Annotated in this window: 13 protein-coding genes; 6 read left to right on the forward strand and 7 right to left on the reverse strand. The window is 74.5% G+C overall.

Annotated features, from left to right (window positions below; genetic code table 11):
• Positions 1-34: 34 nt before the first annotated feature.
• From ACZ4VF_RS02665 to ACZ4VF_RS02680, 4 genes are all read left to right on the forward strand, one after another.
• The gene (locus ACZ4VF_RS02665; RefSeq protein ID WP_467922693.1) at positions 35-835 is read left to right on the forward strand and encodes a restriction endonuclease; all 801 of its coding nucleotides are present in this window, start codon (positions 35-37) and stop codon (positions 833-835) included.
• Between the two features lie 86 nt (positions 836-921).
• Positions 922-1,410, forward strand: a complete 489-nt coding sequence (locus ACZ4VF_RS02670) for a DUF4186 domain-containing protein (protein WP_467922694.1) — start codon at positions 922-924, stop codon at positions 1,408-1,410.
• Positions 1,411-1,447: 37 nt separating this feature from the next.
• A complete protein-coding gene (locus tag ACZ4VF_RS02675; protein WP_467922695.1) occupies positions 1,448-3,667 on the forward strand; it encodes an NADP-dependent isocitrate dehydrogenase in 2,220 nt (739 codons plus the stop codon).
• Between the two features lie 184 nt (positions 3,668-3,851).
• Positions 3,852-4,649: an N-formylglutamate amidohydrolase gene (locus tag ACZ4VF_RS02680; protein WP_467922696.1), complete on the forward strand. Its 798-nt coding sequence runs from the start codon at positions 3,852-3,854 to the stop codon at positions 4,647-4,649.
• On the opposite strand, the gene ACZ4VF_RS02685 is transcribed toward ACZ4VF_RS02680, so the two are convergent.
• Genes ACZ4VF_RS02685 through ACZ4VF_RS02695 form a run of 3 tightly spaced genes read right to left on the reverse strand, consistent with a single transcriptional unit; the run spans position 4,639 to position 7,168 of the window.
• Entirely contained in the window at positions 4,639-5,091 is a 453-nt protein-coding gene (locus ACZ4VF_RS02685; protein WP_467922697.1) for a hypothetical protein, read from the reverse strand. The two genes, ACZ4VF_RS02680 and ACZ4VF_RS02685, sit on opposite strands and share 11 nt — an antisense overlap.
• A gap of 14 nt (positions 5,092-5,105) precedes the next feature.
• Positions 5,106-5,681 carry an RNA polymerase sigma factor gene (locus ACZ4VF_RS02690; protein ID WP_467922699.1) on the reverse strand — a complete coding sequence of 192 codons (576 nt, stop codon included), beginning with the start codon at positions 5,679-5,681 and terminating at the stop codon, positions 5,106-5,108.
• 59 nt (positions 5,682-5,740) lie between these two features.
• The gene (locus tag ACZ4VF_RS02695; protein ID WP_467922700.1) at positions 5,741-7,168 is read right to left on the reverse strand and encodes a S8/S53 family peptidase; all 1,428 of its coding nucleotides are present in this window, start codon (positions 7,166-7,168) and stop codon (positions 5,741-5,743) included.
• An 85-nt stretch (positions 7,169-7,253) separates the two neighbouring features.
• Here ACZ4VF_RS02695 and ACZ4VF_RS02700 point away from each other — a divergent pair, with 85 nt between their 5' ends.
• Positions 7,254-9,857, forward strand: a complete 2,604-nt coding sequence (locus ACZ4VF_RS02700; protein ID WP_467922701.1) for a CHAT domain-containing protein — start codon at positions 7,254-7,256, stop codon at positions 9,855-9,857.
• A 10-nt stretch (positions 9,858-9,867) separates the two neighbouring features.
• Here the strand turns inward: ACZ4VF_RS02700 and ACZ4VF_RS02705 are convergent, their stop codons facing one another.
• The gene (locus tag ACZ4VF_RS02705; RefSeq protein ID WP_467922702.1) at positions 9,868-11,592 is read right to left on the reverse strand and encodes a LuxR family transcriptional regulator AbsR2; all 1,725 of its coding nucleotides are present in this window, start codon (positions 11,590-11,592) and stop codon (positions 9,868-9,870) included.
• A 94-nt stretch (positions 11,593-11,686) separates the two neighbouring features.
• On the opposite strand from ACZ4VF_RS02705, the gene absR1 reads away from it, so the two are divergent.
• The gene (gene absR1, locus ACZ4VF_RS02710) at positions 11,687-12,772 is read left to right on the forward strand and encodes a beta-glucuronidase AbsR1 (protein WP_467922703.1); all 1,086 of its coding nucleotides are present in this window, start codon (positions 11,687-11,689) and stop codon (positions 12,770-12,772) included.
• A gap of 213 nt (positions 12,773-12,985) precedes the next feature.
• Here absR1 and ACZ4VF_RS02715 read toward each other — a convergent pair whose 3' ends face one another.
• The 3 genes from ACZ4VF_RS02715 to ACZ4VF_RS02725 all read right to left on the reverse strand — a co-directional run bounded on the left by ACZ4VF_RS02715 (position 12,986) and on the right by ACZ4VF_RS02725 (position 16,888).
• Positions 12,986-13,810 carry a TauD/TfdA dioxygenase family protein gene (locus ACZ4VF_RS02715; protein WP_467922704.1) on the reverse strand — a complete coding sequence of 275 codons (825 nt, stop codon included), beginning with the start codon at positions 13,808-13,810 and terminating at the stop codon, positions 12,986-12,988.
• A gap of 466 nt (positions 13,811-14,276) precedes the next feature.
• Positions 14,277-15,659, reverse strand: a complete 1,383-nt coding sequence (locus ACZ4VF_RS02720) for an NtaA/DmoA family FMN-dependent monooxygenase (RefSeq protein ID WP_467922705.1) — start codon at positions 15,657-15,659, stop codon at positions 14,277-14,279.
• A gap of 26 nt (positions 15,660-15,685) precedes the next feature.
• Complete coding sequence (locus ACZ4VF_RS02725; RefSeq protein WP_467922706.1) at positions 15,686-16,888, reverse strand: LLM class flavin-dependent oxidoreductase; 1,203 nt, start codon at positions 16,886-16,888, stop codon at positions 15,686-15,688.
• Positions 16,889-16,935 lie beyond the last annotated feature (47 nt).

Raw genomic sequence — 16,935 nt, forward strand, 5'->3', positions numbered from 1 at the left:
CCAGAGATCGTCGTCGCTGTCAGGAGGAGCCAGCATGACCATACCCGTGCGCCGGACCCGTCCGGCGGAGCGCCGGCGGCGCTTCGATCTGCGCAGCACCACGATGTTCTTCGTCCTGCTCGCGATCATCCTGTGCGTTCTGGCGTGGGTGGCGCGTACGGCGGCGGACATGGTCGAACGCCGCCCGCTGTGGGCGGGTGTGCTCGCGGTGCTCGGGGTCGCCGCCGCGCTGCAGTTCCGGTCGGGACGGCGCCGCTTCTCCGCCTGGAGGTACGCCCGCCGGGCCGCCCGGGCACTGGAGGAGGCCGCGGACAGGGCGTCGGACAGTCTCCGCGCCGCGGAGGAGGCGGCTGCCCGGCCGACCGAGGCCGCCGTGCCGGCCGGGCCCTCCGGGAGCACCGTGCCGGTGGCGGAAGCCACGGCTCCGCTCCCCGCGGCGGACTGTGCCGAGCTGGACCCCGACGGTTTCGAGCACGCCGTGGCGGAGCTGTGCGTCCGCTCCGACTGCCGTGACGTGGAGGTGGTGGGCGGAGCCGGTGACCTCGGCGCGGACGTCGTCGCGGTCGCCCCGGACGGGCGGCGCGTCGTCATCCAGTGCAAGTTCTACGCGGACGGCAACAAGGTCGGCTCCCAGGACCTGCAACGCTTCGGGGGAACCTGCTTCACCATCCACGAGGCCGATGTCGCCGCGGTCGTCACCACCAGCGACTTCACCGAGCCCGCTCTGGAGTACGCCCGTCAGTGCGGGATCGTCTGCGTGAACGGCGACGGCCTGCGGGCCTGGCACCTGGGCACGGGCCCCAGCCCCTGGCACCGGGCGGACATCGAGGCCTGACCCGGCCGGCGCGGACCGGGCCGGCGCGGACCGGGCGGCGCTCGCAGCGGCGTGACCGGCCGGGGCCGGGCTACGCTCGAAGCAGCATGACGTCCTCCCCCTCCTCCCCAGGCCCGACCGGGCAGCCGTCCGACCCGCGGTCCGCCGGGCGGGGCCCCGTCGGGCCCCGCGCGCTCGACCAGCGGCTCGACGCCCTCGCGCGCCAGCCGTTCCGGGCCGGGTTCCACCTGCGCGGGCGGGACCGGGCGACCGCCGCCCTGAAGGGCCCCGCGACCCTGCGGTGGCACGCGTACGACCTGATCGCCAAGCGCCTGGCGCCGGCCGAGCCGTACAAGGACGGCCGGCAGACGCCGTACCGCGGCCATCCCGTGTTCGTGGCCCAGCACGCGACCGCGACCTGCTGCCGGAGCTGCCTGGAGCGCTGGCACGGCATTCCCAAGGGGCGGGAGCTGACCCGGCCCGAACACGTGTACGTGGTGGAGGTGATCTGCCGCTGGATCGCGCGCGAGATGGCGGACGGGTCTTTTTCCGGCCCGGACCCCTGTCGAGCCGACCCCGATCACGAGATATCTTGATGTCGAGCAATGTTACAGACGTGGAGCGGAGCACCCGGTGACTGACTCGACCATCATCTACACCTACACAGACGAGGCCCCGGCCCTGGCGACGCATTCGTTCCTGCCGGTGATCCAGGCGTACGCCTCGCAGGCCGGTGTGCCCGTGGAGACGCGCGACATCTCGCTGGCCGGGCGCATCATCGCCGTCTTCCCGGAGTACCTGAACGAGGACCAGCGCATCCCCGACGCGCTGACCGAGCTGGGTGAGCTGGCCAAGACCCCGGCCGCCAACATCATCAAGCTGCCGAACATCTCGGCGTCCATCCCGCAGCTGAAGGCCGCCGTCGCCGAGCTCCAGGGCAAGGGCTACGCGCTGCCGGACTACCCGGACGACCCCAAGACCGACGAGGAGCGCGAGATCCGCGCCCGCTACGACAAGGTCAAGGGCTCCGCCGTCAACCCGGTCCTGCGCGAGGGCAACTCCGACCGCCGTGCCCCCGCCTCGGTGAAGAACTACGCCAAGACCCACCCGCACCGCATGGGCGCCTGGACCTCCGAGTCCAAGACCAACGTGGCGACCATGGGCGAGAACGACTTCCGCTCCACCGAGAAGTCCGTCGTCGTCTCCGAGGACGGCGCGCTGAAGATCGAGCTGGTCGGCGAGGACGGCACCACCACCGTCCTGAAGGAGTCCGTACCCGTCCTGGCGGGCGAGGTCGTCGACGCCTCCGTCATGCACGTCGCGGAGCTGGAGCAGTTCCTCGCCGCGCAGGTCGCCCGCGCCAAGGCGGAGGGCGTGCTGTTCTCCGTGCACCTGAAGGCCACGATGATGAAGGTCTCCGACCCGATCATCTTCGGTCACGTGGTGCGCGCCTTCTTCCCGAAGACGTTCGCGAAGTACGGCGAGACGCTCAAGGCGGCCGGCCTCACCCCGAACGACGGCCTCGGCGGCATCCTGAAGGGCCTGGAGAGCCTGCCCGAGGGCGCCGAGATCAAGGCCTCCTTCGACGCCGAGATCGCCGAGGGCCCGGACCTGGCCATGGTCGACTCGGACAAGGGCATCACCAACCTGCACGTGCCGTCGGACGTCATCATCGACGCCTCGATGCCGGCCATGATCCGCACCTCCGGCCACATGTGGGGCGCGGACGGCCAGGAGCACGACGCCCTCGCCGTGATCCCGGACTCCTCCTACGCCGGTGTCTACCAGGCCGTCATCGACGACTGCCGGGCCAACGGCGCCTACGACCCGTCCACCATGGGCTCGGTCCCGAACGTCGGCCTGATGGCGCAGAAGGCCGAGGAGTACGGCTCCCACGACAAGACCTTCGAGATCGCGGCCGCCGGCACGGTCCGCCTGACCGACCAGGCCGGCAACGTGCTGATCGAGCAGCCGGTCGCGCAGGGCGACATCTTCCGCGCCTGCCAGACCAAGGACGACCCGATCCGCGACTGGGTCAAGCTGGCCGTCACCCGCGCCCGCGCCACCGGCGACCCGGCGGTGTTCTGGCTCGACGAGAACCGCGCCCACGACGCCCAGCTGATCGCCAAGGTCAAGCAGTACCTGCCGGAGCACGACACCGAGGGCCTGGACATCCGCATCCTGTCCCCGGTCGAGGCCACCAAGCTGTCGGTGGAGCGCATCCGCCGCGGCGAGAACACCATCTCGGTGACCGGCAACGTCCTGCGCGACTACCTGACCGACCTGTTCCCCATCCTGGAGCTGGGCACCAGCGCCAAGATGCTGTCGGTCGTCCCGCTGATGGCGGGCGGCGGCCTGTTCGAGACGGGCGCCGGCGGCTCCGCGCCGAAGCACGTCCAGCAGCTGGTCAAGGAGAACTACCTGCGCTGGGACTCCCTCGGTGAGTTCTTCGCGCTGGTCCCGTCCTTCGAGCAGTACGCCGAGGCCACCGGCAACACCCGCGCCAAGGTCCTCGCCGACACCCTCGACCGCGCCACGGCGACCTTCCTCAACGAGGACAAGTCCCCGACCCGGCGCGTCGGCGGCATCGACAACCGCGGCAGCCACTTCTACCTGTCCCTGTACTGGGCGCAGGAGCTGGCGCGGCAGACCGACGACGCCGACCTGGCCAAGGCCTTCGCTCCGCTCGCCGAGACCCTCGCCGCGAACGAGCAGAAGATCGTCGAGGAGCTGAACGCGGTCCAGGGCTCCCCGGCCGACATCGGCGGCTACTACCAGGTCGACAAGGCCAAGGCGGACGCGGTCATGCGCCCGTCGGCCACCTGGAACGAGGCGCTGGCGTCCCTGAGCTAGTGCCCCCGGCGGCCTGAGCCGCCGCGGTGACGCGCCCTCCGCCCCGGCCGGGAACCCCCCGGCCGGGGCGGAGGCATGCCGGGAGCCTGCGGGCGGGGGGCGTTGTCAGTGCCGTATGGCACCTTGATCACGCAGGTGCCTCGCTCCTGCGCGCCCCGACCACCCAGGACCTCAGGAGCAGCCGGTGTCCCACCCCGCCCCCTCGTTCGACCTCCTCCCCGGTGCCGCCGACTCGCCGGTGCTGCTGCACGTGCCGCATTCCGCGCGGGCGATACCGGACGACGTGCGGGCCGGCATCGTGCTGGACGACACCGCGCTGGAGCGGGAGCTGGACCACATCACGGACGCGCACACCGCCGAGATCGCCGAGCGGGCCGCCGCGCTCGCCGGGCTGCGCCCCTGGCGGTTCGTGAACCGGCTGTCGCGGCTGGTGGTGGACCCGGAGCGGTTCCCGGACGAGCGGGAGGAGATGACGGCCGTCGGCATGGGCGCGGTGTACACGCGGACCACGCACCGGGCCGAGCTGCGCCCCGCGGACACCGATCCCGAGCCCCTGCTCGACCGCTACTTCCGGCCCTACGCGGCGGCCATGACACGGGCGGTGGCCGACCGGCTCGCCGCGACCGGCCGGGCCGTGATCATCGACGTCCACTCCTACCCGGCCGAACCCCTCCCGTACGAGCTGCACGGGAGCGGTCCGCGTCCGCCGGTGTGCCTGGGCACGGACGGCTTCCACACCCCGCCCGGGCTGGCCGAGTCCGCCCGCGAGGCGTTCGCCGCCTGCGGCGGGACCGGTCTGGACAGCCCGTTCGCCGGCACCTACGTACCGCTGGACTTCTACGGCACGGACGCCCGGGTCGGCGCCCTGATGGTGGAGATCCGCCGGGACACGTACATGACGGAGCCGGGCGGCCCCGCCGGCCCCGGCCTGGACCGGCTCGCCACCGCGCTGGCGGCGCTCGTGGACGCCCTCAGGCCCTGAGCCACTCCGTGACGATCAGCTCCGCGCGGGTCCGCAGCCGCAGGGCGAACGGGCCGGACGGCGGGGTGTCGCTGGTGAAGCGGCCGAGGGGATCGGCGGTGAGCGGGCGGCCGGCCTGGGGGCCGCCGAGCACCTCGATGCGGGCCGGCTGCGGTGGCAGCAGCTGGCCGATCAGACCGTCCTCGGTGACCTCCACGTCCACGGTCGTCCCGCCCGCGCGGAACGTCAGCATGCGCGGCGCGTCCCCGGCCCCCCGGACCGGCAGCGCGTCCACGAGCGAGTCGAAGCTCAGCTCGGCGAGCCGGGCGTCCAGGTCGTGCAGCGCGAAGGCGTCCAGGGCCGTCTGGAGCAGCTCGGCCGGGACCGGGTCCAGCACGGCGGCGGCCTGGCGCAGCTCCTCCTCCAGCACGGCGTCCGCGAACTCCTCCGGCCCCTCGGGCATGTGGTCGTCCTCGTTCACAGCGCACCCCGCGCGTTCATCCGGGCCCGCAGCCGGCGCAGACAGCGCTGGCGCAGCGGGCCGATGCTGCCGATCGCGATACCGAGCGCGGCCGAGATCTCCCCGTAACTGGGCGGCGGCGAGGCCATCAGCACACGCAGCAACTGCCGGCAGCGCTCGCCCAGTCCGTCCAGCTCCTGCCAGAGGCGGCGGACCCGCTCCGCCCGGTCCGCCGCCTCCTCCAGATCGATCAGCGTCTCCTCGGGCGTCCGGTCCTCGCTGGCCCGGTCCAGCACCCGCGGGTCGTCGGTCAGGGTCAGCCGCGCCAGGCCCTTGAGCACCTTCAGGCACTCGTGCCGGGCGGTACTGGCCAGCCAGGCACCGGCCTTGTCGGGTTCCCGGATCCGGCCCAGGTGCTGGGCGAAGCGGAACCAGGTGGTCTGGAAGACCTCGTGCCCGTCGGCGTCCGACAGCCGGTGTGCCCGCACCACCGACCACACCAGCGGACTCATCCCTTCCACCAGCGCCTTCCAGGCCGCGGCGTCCCCGTCGACGGCGGACTGGACCAACGCGCCGACCTCTGCTCGGTCCACGGCTCCACCCCTTGTGTACGGGCTGTCATCGTACGCCGCGGAATGGAGCGTTCCGGCCCTCACGCGGGCACGGCCGGGACGCCGGCCGGGACGGGTCGCCAGGTGGGCGGGCGGAGCGCCGGTACGTGCGCCCCGCGCACCTCGGCCCGGTCCGTGGCGGCCGCCAGCAGCGCGGCGCCGGCCGCCCGCGGGTCGCGCTCCCGGTACGCCGTCATCCGCGCGGCGACGAGTCCCGCGGCCACCGGGGTGGCGAAAGAGGTGCCGCTCCACTGCGCGAGGCCCTCGAACATCACCTGGTCCGGCTTGGCGCCCGTGCTCTCCCGGCCCTCGCTCAGCACGCCGGTGTGGCGCGGGTACCGGCAGGTGCAGGGGTAGTCGGCGGAGCCGAACCGGCAGGAGTCGTAGGTGGAGTGCTGGTAGACGTACGGCACGGGGGTGGTGAAGCCGGTGAGGGCGCTGGTGAGGCGTTCGCCGGGGGCGTGGACACGCACCCAGGGCCCGTGGTTGGTGAAGCAGGCACCGGCCTCGCCGTCCGCGCGCAGGGCGCCGACCGAGAGCACGCAGTCGGCGTACTCGGGCAGGGTGGCGTAGGCGGCGGGCCAGAACGGGGTCTCGCTGCCGTTGTTGCCGGCGGCGGCCACCAGCAGGGTGCGCTGTCCGCGCAGTTCGCGCATGAACGCGTCCAGGCCGATCAGACCGTCCGGGTCCGTGCTGGGCGTGCCCGCGGAGAGGCTGAGGATGTCCGGCCAGCCGTCCCGGTCGACGGCCTCGAAGAGCAGCCCGCCGAACTCGGACTCCAGCACCGCCCCGGCGTCGTTGAGCGTGCCGCGCACGGTGATGTCGGTGTTGGGCGCGACGGCCGCGAGGATCCCGGCGATGAACGTGCCGTGGCCGACGTACTGGCGGAGCACGCCGTCGCCGTCGGTCTCGGTCAGCTGGGCGTCGCCGGTGGTGTGGGAGAGCAGCGGGTAGGAGCGGTGGTCGTGCACCAGGCCGGTGTCGACCACGAGCACGCCGACCGCGGTGGCCGGGTCGTAACTGCCCTCGGCGGCGCCGGGGTTGGCGGTCTCGGTACGCGCCACGGGCACCGGCTCGTCGCCGGGGCAGGCGTTGACCGCGATGTGCAGCACATGGTTGCGGCCGGCGAGCCGGCGGCCCTGGCGCTCCTCGGCCTCCCGCACCGCCCGCAGCGCGTGCGGCACGGTGTCCTCGCCCCCGTCCGGGTCTCCGACCCGGATCCGGGTGACACCGGTGCGGCCGGCCCGCGGGCCGACGCGGCGCACGTGGTCGGGGACGAGACCCCGGGTCTCGGTGAAGTGGGCACGCACGGCGTCCTCGACGAACCGGGCCTCCTCGCCGTCCCGGACCAGGACGACACCCTTCTCGTAGAAGTGCCCGGCCGTGTCGTCCGGCCCCATGGTCAGGGGTACGTCCGGCAGGGAGCGCTGGATGTGGTGGAACTGCTCGTGGAAACGCTGTGGTGCCATGTGGTGTCCTCCCCCTCAAGACGGTGTCCGACAGTGAGAGTCGCGGGACCACCGTCTGATACAGCAGGCCACTACCATGCGAGACGTGACAGCGGGAAGCGAGCCGGTTCTCGAACTGCTGCCCTTGGTGTTCGCCGATCCCGGCGAGGCCCGGGCGCGCGCCGAACAGGTCCTGGGAGCCGGTTCGCCGCCGCTGCACGCCAGTGTGGCCCACCAGGTACTGGGCATCTGGCAGCGGGACTTCGGCGATCTGCGGATCGCGCTCCGGCACCTGCGGCGGGCCCGGGACCTGGCCGCGCGCGCCGAGTCGGCCGACCGGGAGGCCGATGTCCTGGCGACGCTGGGGGTCGCACTGGTGCACGCGGGGCGCACGCGGCAGGGGCTCGCGTCCTTCGAGCGGGGTGTCGCCCGCGGCGGCGGACACACCCGGGCCCGGGTGCTGTACCGGCGGGCGTACGTGTGGTGGGTGCTGGGACACCACCGGGAGGCCCTGGAGGACGTACGGCGGGCCCTTCCGGTCCTCAGGCAGGCCGCCGACGACATCTGGACCGCGCGGGCACTGACCCTGCGGGCCACCGTGCACCTGGCGCTGGGCGCGGTGGAGCGGGCCGTCGCGGACTTCACGGCGGCGGAGCGGCTGTGGGACACCACCGGCCAGGAGCACGACAAGGCGGACGCGGTGGAGAGCCGGGGGCTGGCCGCGTTCCGGTCCGGGGACGTCCCGGCGGCGCTGCGGCTGCTGGACGAGGCCGAGGAGCGCTACGCCAAGCTGGGCACCCCGACGTACAACCTGTCGATCCGGCGCTGCGAGGTGCTGATGGCGGCGGGGCTCGCCCCGGAGGCGCTGGTCGAGGCGGACGCGGCGATCGCGCTGCTGGACCGGATCGGCGGGCAGTCCACGCGCAAGGCCGAGCTGCTCCTCGCCGCCTCGTGGGCGGCCCGCTCGGCGGGCGACGCGCACACCGCCGTGGCCCGCGCCGCCGTGGCCGTGCGGCTGTTCGCGGCGCAGCGCCGGACGTGGTGGGAGACGCACGCCCGGCTGGTGCTGCTGGAGGCGCGGGTGGCGGCCGGGCGCCGGTCGGGGCGGATGGTCGCGGACGCCGCGGCGGTCGCCGAGCGGCTGGCCTCCTTCGGCTCGCCCGCCGCACCGCAGGCCTCGCTGCTCGCGGGCCGGATCGCGCTGGCGCTGGGCTGGACGGCGGACGCGGAGCGGCACCTGGCGGTGGCGGCGCGCAGCCGGCACGGCGGTCCGCCGCCCGCCCGGATGACGGGCTGGGCGGCGCAGGCGCTGCGGGCGCGGGCGGCCGGTTCCCGGCGCGGTGTGCTGGAGGCGTGCCGGCGCGGCCTGGACGTGCTGGACGACCACCGGATGACGCTGGGCGCCTCGGAGCTGCGTGCCCACGCGACCGCCCAGGGCGCCGAACTCGCCGCGCTGGCGCAGGAGGTGACCCTCGCCCAGGGCAGTCCGCGACGGCTGCTGGAGTGGAGCGAGCGGTGGCGCGCGACCGTGCTGTCCACACCGCCGACCCGGCCGCCGGAGGACCCGGCGCTGCTGAGCGGGCTGACCGCCTACCGGGAGATCGCGGCCCGCGCGGAGGCCGCCCGGATGGAGGGCCGCCCGGTGCCGGCGCTGGAGCGCGAGAAGCGGCGCCTGGAACGGGAGATCCGCTCCCGCACCCGCCACATGGGCGGGGCCGCCGCCGACGCGGGCGACCGGTTCGACGTGGGCCGGCTGCTGGACCGGCTCGGTGACGGGCGGCTGGTCGAACTCGCCGTGGTGGACGGCCGGGTGCACGTCCTGCTGTGCGGGCAGGGCCGGGTACGGCGGTTCGCCGGCGGTTCGCTGGCGGAGGCGGTGGCCGAGGCCGAGCACGTGCAGGCCGGACTGCGGCGGCTCGCGCACCCCGGGGCCGAGGCACGGCTGCCGCTGGTGGAGGCCGCGGGCCGGCGCCTGCAGGAACTCCTGCTGGCGGGGGCGGTGCCGCATCTCGGCTCGGGCGAGGTGGTGATCGTGCCGCCGGGCTCGCTGCACCGGGTGCCGTGGGCGCTGCTGCCGGCGCTGCGCGAGCGGGTGCTCAGCGTGTCGCCGTCGGCGGGCAGCTGGCTGCGCGCCCGCGAGACCCCGGCGCCGCCGGACGGCCCGCCGGTGCTGGTGCGCGGCCCCGGCCTCGCCACGGGCGGCGCGGAGGTCCCCGAACTGGCGGACCGGTACGGCGCGGCGACGGTCCTGGAGGACGACGCCGCCCAGGTGCCGCGGGTCCTGGCGGAACTCGACGGCGCGTGCCTCGCCCACCTCGCGGCGCACGGCACGTTCCGCGCCGACAGCCCGCTGTTCTCGGCCCTCCGGATGGCGGACGGCCCGCTGATCGTCCACGACTTCGAACGCCTGGCGCGCAGCCCGTACCGGATCATCCTCTCCAGCTGCGACACCGCCCGTCTCGCCTCCGTCGGCGCCGACGAACTCCTCGGCGTGGTCACCGCGTTGCTGCCGCTGGGCACGGCCGGTGTGGTGGCGAGCAGCGCACCGGTGAACGACGCGGCGGTGGTGCCGCTGATGCTGGCCCTGCACAAGGGCCTCGGCGCCGGCCTGTCCCTGGCCGAGTCCCTCCGCGACGCCCGCGCGTCCCTGCCGGGCGACGCGGTGCACCAGGCGACGGGGTGGGCGTTCGCGGCGTTCGGGGCGGCGTGAGAGGTGTCTTCTACGCCGTCTCCCTCCCGGTCGTGTCCACCAGCCAGGGCAGCGCCCCCCGGTCCCCGGTGCCCAGCCGCGTGTAGGCGCTGTAGAGATGGTTGCCGACCGTCCGGACGGACAGCGTCAGCTTCTCGGCGATCTCCCGGTTGCTCAGCCCCGCCGCCGCCAGCTCCACGATCTGCCGTTGCCGGGCGGTGAGTTCGCCGAGGACCAGCCCGGCCAGCGCCCGCGTACGCGCCCCCTCGCAGCGGCGGGCCAGGGCGGCGGCCCGGGTGCGCGAGAGCCGCGCGGCCCGCGGATCCCGGTGCACCCGTGCGGCCTGCGCGTGCGCCTCCGCCGCGTACAGCGCGAACCCGCGCTCCGCCAGCGCCTGCGCGGCCCGGTCCAGCCCGGCCCCGTCCCCGCGCGCGAGCGCGTCCGCGTGCCGCGCGAACACACTCCCGGCCGGCAGCCGCCCCACGGCCCGCCCGGGCTCGCCGAGGCGGACGGCCTCATAGGGCGCGAGGACGTCGTCCGGGTCGGCCCCCTCGCGCGGCTGCCCGTCGGCCCGCTCCAGTTCACGCCGGCAGCCCGGGTCGTCCGGTGCCTCCCGCAGCCCCTCCCGCGCCCATGCCGCCGCCTCCCGCAGCTCGCCGCGCAGCCGGGCGAAGCGGGCGCGGACCTCGGCGTACCGGGCCGGCGGCGGGCCGCCCTCCGCGAGCAGCCAGTCCCCCACCGGCGTGGGCACCGGCCGGACGTCGAGCTGGTCCGTCCGCCGGGCCAGGGTGCGCAGTTCGGCGGCGAGCGCGGGACCGTGGGCGAAGGGAGGACGGGCCAGCCGCCGGGCTCGCAGCCGGCCGGCCGTGGCGCGCAGCGCGGGCCCGTGCAGGGGATGGGCGAGGGTGACACCTCCTCGCTCGTCGACGTCGACCAGGCCGTCCGCCTCCAGACGTTCGAGGGCGTCCAGGTCCAGCTCGTCCGCCGGCATCGGCAGGGGTTCGGCGAAGGCCAGGCGTTCCAGGGCGTCCCGTTCGCCGGGTCCGGTCCGCTCCAGGGCGGGGGCCAGCCGCTCGCGGACGGCCGGGGTGACCGGCAGCGCGCCCCGCCAGGCCCGCTCCCCGGTGCCCGGGACGGGCGTCAGCCGGCCGGACCCGGTGAGCGCGGTCACCAGGTCGCGCAGCAGCCGCAGATCGCCCCGGCAGGCCTGGTGCAGCCGGCGCACGGTCAGCGGTTCCAGTCCGGTCCCGGCGAGGAGGCGGGCGGTGTCCTCGCGGGGCAGCGGGTCGAGGGCCAGCCGGGGCAGCAGCTCCCCGGTCCACAGCCGGGACACCGCGCCCGGCGCGGGCGTACCGTCCGCCGCGGCCACGAGCAGACGGGTACGGCCCCGCACGGCCAGCTGGTGGACCAGGGCGGCGGAGGTCTCGTCCAGCAGCTGGGCGTCGTCCACGACGAGGAGCCGTACGCCGGACAGCGCGCGGACGGCGCGGTGCAGCGAGACGGTGTCCGGGAGCAGGTGCGCGAAGGCGGCGAGGGGCAGGTCCCGGGCCTCGGGCGTGCCGGTCACCCGGGCGTGGTCCGTGCCCCTGACCGCCTCCGTGATCAGCCGGGTCTTGCCGCGGCCCGCCGGTCCGGTCACCACGATGCCGGGCCGGCCGGCGCCCAGCGCACCGCGCACCAGCTCCAGTTCGTCCGCGCGGCCGGTGAACGGCCACGGCAGCTCCAGGGTCTTCGCGTCCTGTCCGTAGGTCCTCACATCAGACAGAGCGCGTGTACTCAGGTCTGATACAGGGCGACTTGAGCAGCTCCCGACTCAGGCGGGCGGGCGGGGCTGGCGGCAGGCTGGCCGCATGACCCGACGCCTCTGCTCGCTCCCGCGGCAGCCGGCCCCGTCGTTCGCACCGGGGCTGACCGCCGAGCGGCTGGGCGCGCTGCTCGCCGGGCGGCGGATGTGGGTCAACGGCACGGTGCTGCACTACTGCTTCCTGGACGCCCCCACCGACGTCTCGGTCATCCCGGTCCCCGGGACCGGGGAGCTGCGCCGGGTGCCGTGGGCGGGCGGCGAGGAGCAGCGGGACGTGGTCCGCGGGTGCCTGCGCGAGTGGCAGGACCTCGGCATCGGCGTCACCTTCGCCGAGGTCGGCGACCGCCATGAGGCGGAGCTGCGGATCGGGTTCCAGGCGGGTGCCGGGTCCTGGTCGGCGGTGGGCCGGGAGGCGCTGTCGGTCGGCCGGGGCGAGCGCACCGTGAACCTCGGCTGGGACGTGACCGCGCCCGGGGAGCGCGGGACCGTCCTGCACCAGATCGGGCACGCGCTCGGCATGGTGCACGAGCACCAGAGTCCGTTCGCCGGGCTGCACTGGGACGACGAGGCCGTGTACGCCGAGCTGGGGGGCCCGCCGAACTTCTGGAGCCGGGAGACGACGTACACGAACGTGCTGCGCCCGCTGGACGCCTGCGAGGCGGGGGGCTCGGTGTGGGACCCGCAGTCGGTCATGACGCTGCCGTTCGGGCCGGGACTGGTGCTGGAGCCGGAGCAGTACCGCGGGGGGCTGTGTCCGTCCGGCGCCCCCTCCCCGGCCGACAAGGAGTTCGTGCTCCGCTGGTACCCGCCCGCCGCGCCCTCCGGGCCGGCCGCGCTGGTGCCGTTCCGGTCCGCTCCGCTCGGTCTCGGGCCGGGCGAGCAGGCCGACTTCACCGTCGAGCCGCCGGAGACCCGCGCGTACACCGTGGGCACCTTCGGCGACGCCGACACCGTGCTGGTGGTCTTCGAGGAGCGGGACGGGGAGCCGCGCTTCCTCGCGGGCCACGACGACGGCGGCGGGCCGGACACCGCCGCCGTCCGGGTCCGGCTCGTCAAGGGCCGCCGCTACGTCGTCCGGGTCCGCCTGTACTCCACGTGGGGGGCGGGAGAGACAGCGGTCATGTGCTGGTGACAGCACACGGACGGCGGGGAGCCACGGTCCGGCGCCGGGGGAACGGGCGTGGACGTCACCTACGGGGGAGGTGACGTCCACGCCCACGCCGTCGGTTCCGGGCCCCGTGCCGGGGCCGTCGGCTCGCCGGAGAACACCGCCTGGGGTACGAGTGCTACGGCGGGCACACCGAGTGGTTCAGCGGCGCGGACGGCCGGCGGCTGACGGACCGGCTCAGCCGGCGGTGCGCAGCGGTTCCACGCCGATGACCTTGCGGTACACGCGGGCGCCGTCGCCGTAGTCGTCCACGGCGTAGTGCCAGGTGGCCTGGTTGTCCCAGAGGACGAAGTCGCCGGGCCGCCAGCCGAAGCGGATCGTGTAGTCCGGCGAGGAGGCGTGCCGCAGGAGGTGGTCGAGCAGGACGCGGCCCTCCTGCGGGGTGACACCGGTGAGCCCGAGCGCGGAGGAGCTGAGGAAGAGTCCCTTGCGCCCGGTGAGGGGGTGTTCCAGGACGACGGGGTGCTCGACCGTCGTCTCACCGATCCCCGTCTTCCTGCTGCCCTGCGCGTAGTTCGCGGGGTTCCCGTCGTAGACGGCGTTGACGTCGGCCAGCAGCGCCTTGAACGGCTCGGACAGGTCGTCGTAGGCAGCCTGCAGATCCGCCCACAGGGTGTGCCCGCCCAGTTCCGGCACCTCGTCATAGGTCAGCGACTCGATGGCGAAGGCCGGGCTGCGCCACAGGCCTCCGATGTGCCAGGTGCTGGCCTTGCCGGTCTGCCGCACGTTGTACGGGTAGACCAGCGCGTGCTCCGGGTGCCGCACGGCGGTGGGGTGGTCGAAGACGTCGGAGAACAGCCGTACCGCTTCCACGTGCTGGTCCGGCGTCAGGTGCTGGTCCCGGAAGACCAGCACCTTGTGGTCGCGGAAGGCCCGGCGCAGCGCGTCGGCGGTGGCCTCGTCGACGGGGCGGGTCAGGTCGACGCCGGTCACCTCCGCGCCGAAGCGCGGTCCGGCGCGGTGGAGGGCGAGGTGCGTCTCATGGGTGGTGACAGTGGGCATGTCCATCTCCTTGGAACGCCGTGCGGACGGCGCCGTGCGGACGGGACACCCCTGGGCGGACGGCGGGAGGAGCGGCAGCTCGGGACTGCCCGCGGGCCCGGGGTGATGGAGGGATGTCAGGCGTGTCGACAGACCGGCGCGCCGGTGCGCGCCAGGTCCACGTGCGGTCTGCGGGACAACGCCGGGGCGGTCACCTCACCACGGTAGGCGGGTGACACCGCCCCGGACCAGTCTCCACCGTTGCACTCACATGAACTCTCACCGCGGTCCCGGCCGCCCGGGTCGTCCGGGTCGTCCGGGGCACGGTGACGGCATGCTCGTCGTTCTGCGTGGCCTCCCCGGGGCGATCGCGTGCGGCAGGTCCGTGCGTACCCCGGTGCGCCGGGGCGGAACCGCTCCTGCTACGGCCCCGGCACCCCGGTGACCGGGTGGGGCCGGGACTCGGTCGGGGCGGCGGCGAGGCCCGTCACGACGCGGCCCGCTCGGGCGCGGCACCGGTGCCGGCGTCGGGGTGGGCGAGGCCCAGGTGGTCGCGCAGGGTCGTGCCCGCGTAGTCGGTGCGGAAGACGCCCTGTTCCTGGAGCAGCGGGACGACCTTGTCGGCGAACGGGTCGAGTCCGCCGGGGGTGATGTGCGGGACGAGGATGAAGCCGTCGGAGGCGTCGGCCTGCACGAAGTCGTTGATGGTCCGCGCGACGGTGGCCGGGGCGCCGACGAAGGTCTGCCGGTTGCCGGTGTGGATGACCAGGTCGCGGATGGACCACTTGTTGGCCTCGGCGAGCTGCCGCCACTCGCGGGCGATGGCGACCGGGTCCCGGTACATCCGCACCTGGGCGCGGCCCCGGGATATGTGCTCCTCGCTCACCACCGGGTCGACGTCGGGCAGCGGACCCTCCGGGTCGTACGCCGACAGGTCCCGGTTCCAGACGAACTCCAGGTGCTTGATGGCGGTGGCGCCGCTGACCTGCTGCCGGCGGACCTCCCGGGCGAGTTCGGCGGCCTCCTGGTCGGTGTCGCCGAGGACGAAGGTCGCGGCGGGCAGGATCAGGAGCTGGTCGGGGCGGCGGCCGTACCGGGCGAGGCGGGACTTGACGTCCGTGTAGAAGGCCTGGCCCTCCTTCAGCGTCGCGTACCGGCTGAAGATCGCGTCGGCGCTGGAGGCGGCGAACTCGCGGCCCTCCTCCGAGTCGCCGGCCTGGAAGACGACCGGGCGGCCCTGCGGGGAGCGCGGGACGTTGAACCGGCCGTGGATGTCGAAGTGCTGCCCCTGGTGCACGAAGGCGCCGGCCCGGGCGTCCCTGAGGAAGGTGCCGGTGGCCTGGTCGGCGAGGATCTCGTCGCCGCGCCAGGAGTCGAACAGCTCGTGCGCGGTGGCGAGGAACTCCTTGGCGCGGGAGTAGCGCTCCTCCTGTGGCAGGAAGCCGCCGCGCCGGAAGTTCTCGCCGGTGAAGGCGTCCCAGGAGGTGACCACGTTCCACGCGGACCGGCCGTCGGAGAGGTGGTCGAGGCTGGCGAACTGGCGGGCCACCTCGTACGGCTCGTTGAAGGTGGAGTTGATGGTGCCGGTCAGGCCGAGCCGGTCGGTGACGGCGGCCAGGGCGGCCAGCACGGTGAAGGTGTCGGGGCGGCCGACGACGTCCAGGTCGTAGATCTCGCCGCCCTGTTCGCGGAGCCTGAGCCCCTCGGCGAGGAACAGGAAGTCGAACTTGGCGCGTTCGGCGGTGCGCGCGAAGTGGACGAAGGAGCTGAACTCGATGTGGCTGCCGGCGGCCGGGTCGCTCCACACGGTGGTGTTGTTGACGCCGGGGAAGTGGGCGGCGAGGTGGATCTGCTTCAACGGCTTGCTCATGGGGTGCGGTCGTCCTCTCCGGCGTCTCAGGCTGCTGCGTAGCGGTTGGCGGGCCGGGTGAGGCCGAGGTGGCCGCGCAGGGTGCCGGCCTCGTAGGCGTCCCGGAAGCGGCGGCGGCGCTGCAGCTCGGGGACCAGGTCCCGGGTGATCCGCGGCAGGTCGTGGCCGGCGACCGCGGGCCGCAGCCGGAAGCCGCTCAGCCCGGCGGCCGCCAGCTCCTCCAGCAGGTCGGCGAGTTGGGCGGCCGTGCCGGTGAAGATCCGGGCGTCGCTGGTGTACGGCTCGCCCGCGAGGGTGTCGAGGCGGTCCCGGCGGTCCTCCGCCTCGGCCCGGCTGTCGTCCAGGAGGACGACGAGGTCGCCGAAGACGTGCAGGGTCTCCCCGGCACGGCCCGCCGCCTCCTGCTGGGCGCGGATCTCGGCGACGATCGCCCGGGCGTGGTCCGCGTCCCGCGGGGTGACGTAGCCGATGTCGGCCTGGCGGGCGACGAGCCGGTACGGGACGGTCCGGTGGGCGAGGGCGGTGACCAATGGCTGGCCCTGCGGCGGGCGGGGCGTGATGGAGGGACCCCTGACGCTGAAGAAGCGGCCCTCGAAGTCGATGTAGTGCAGCTTCTCCCGGTCGATGAAGCGGCCGGTCGCCGCGTCCCGGATCTCGGCGTCGTCCTCCCAGCTGTCCCAGAGCCGGCGGACCACTTCCACGTGGTCGGCGGCCTCGTCGAACAGCTCCGTGATCGCCTCCTGGGCGTCCGGGCCGTCGAAGCCGTCGAGCCGGGGGACGGTGCGCCGGCCGAAGTGCGCGGCCTCGTCGGTGCGGAAGGTGGTCCGCACCCGCAGGCCCGCGCGTCCGGCGCTGACGTAGTCGAGGGTGGCGATCGCCTTGGAGATGTGGAACGGCTCGGTGTGGGTGGTCACCACGGTCGGCACCAGGCCTATGCGGCGGGTGAGCGGGGCGACGCGCGAGGCGATGAGGACCGCGTCGAGCCGGCCGCGGACCTGGTCGGTGCGCTCGTCGGGCGCGAAGAGCAGGGAGGACTGCGGGCCGAGGCCGTCCTCGATGGTGACGAAGTCGAGCAGGCCGCGTTCGGCCTCGGTGATCAGGTCGGTCCAGTAGCCGGCGGTGAACAGGTCGCGGGGGCGGGCGACCGGCTCGCGCCAGGACGCGGGGTGCCAGCCGGTGCCGTCCAGGGCGACGGCGAGGTGCAGTGGTGCGGGGGAGGTCGAGGACACGTCGGTGCCTTCCTTGATGTCCGTACGAGAGCACCGGCACGCGGTGC

This window comes from Streptomyces sp. NPDC029151 (assembly GCF_055564315.1).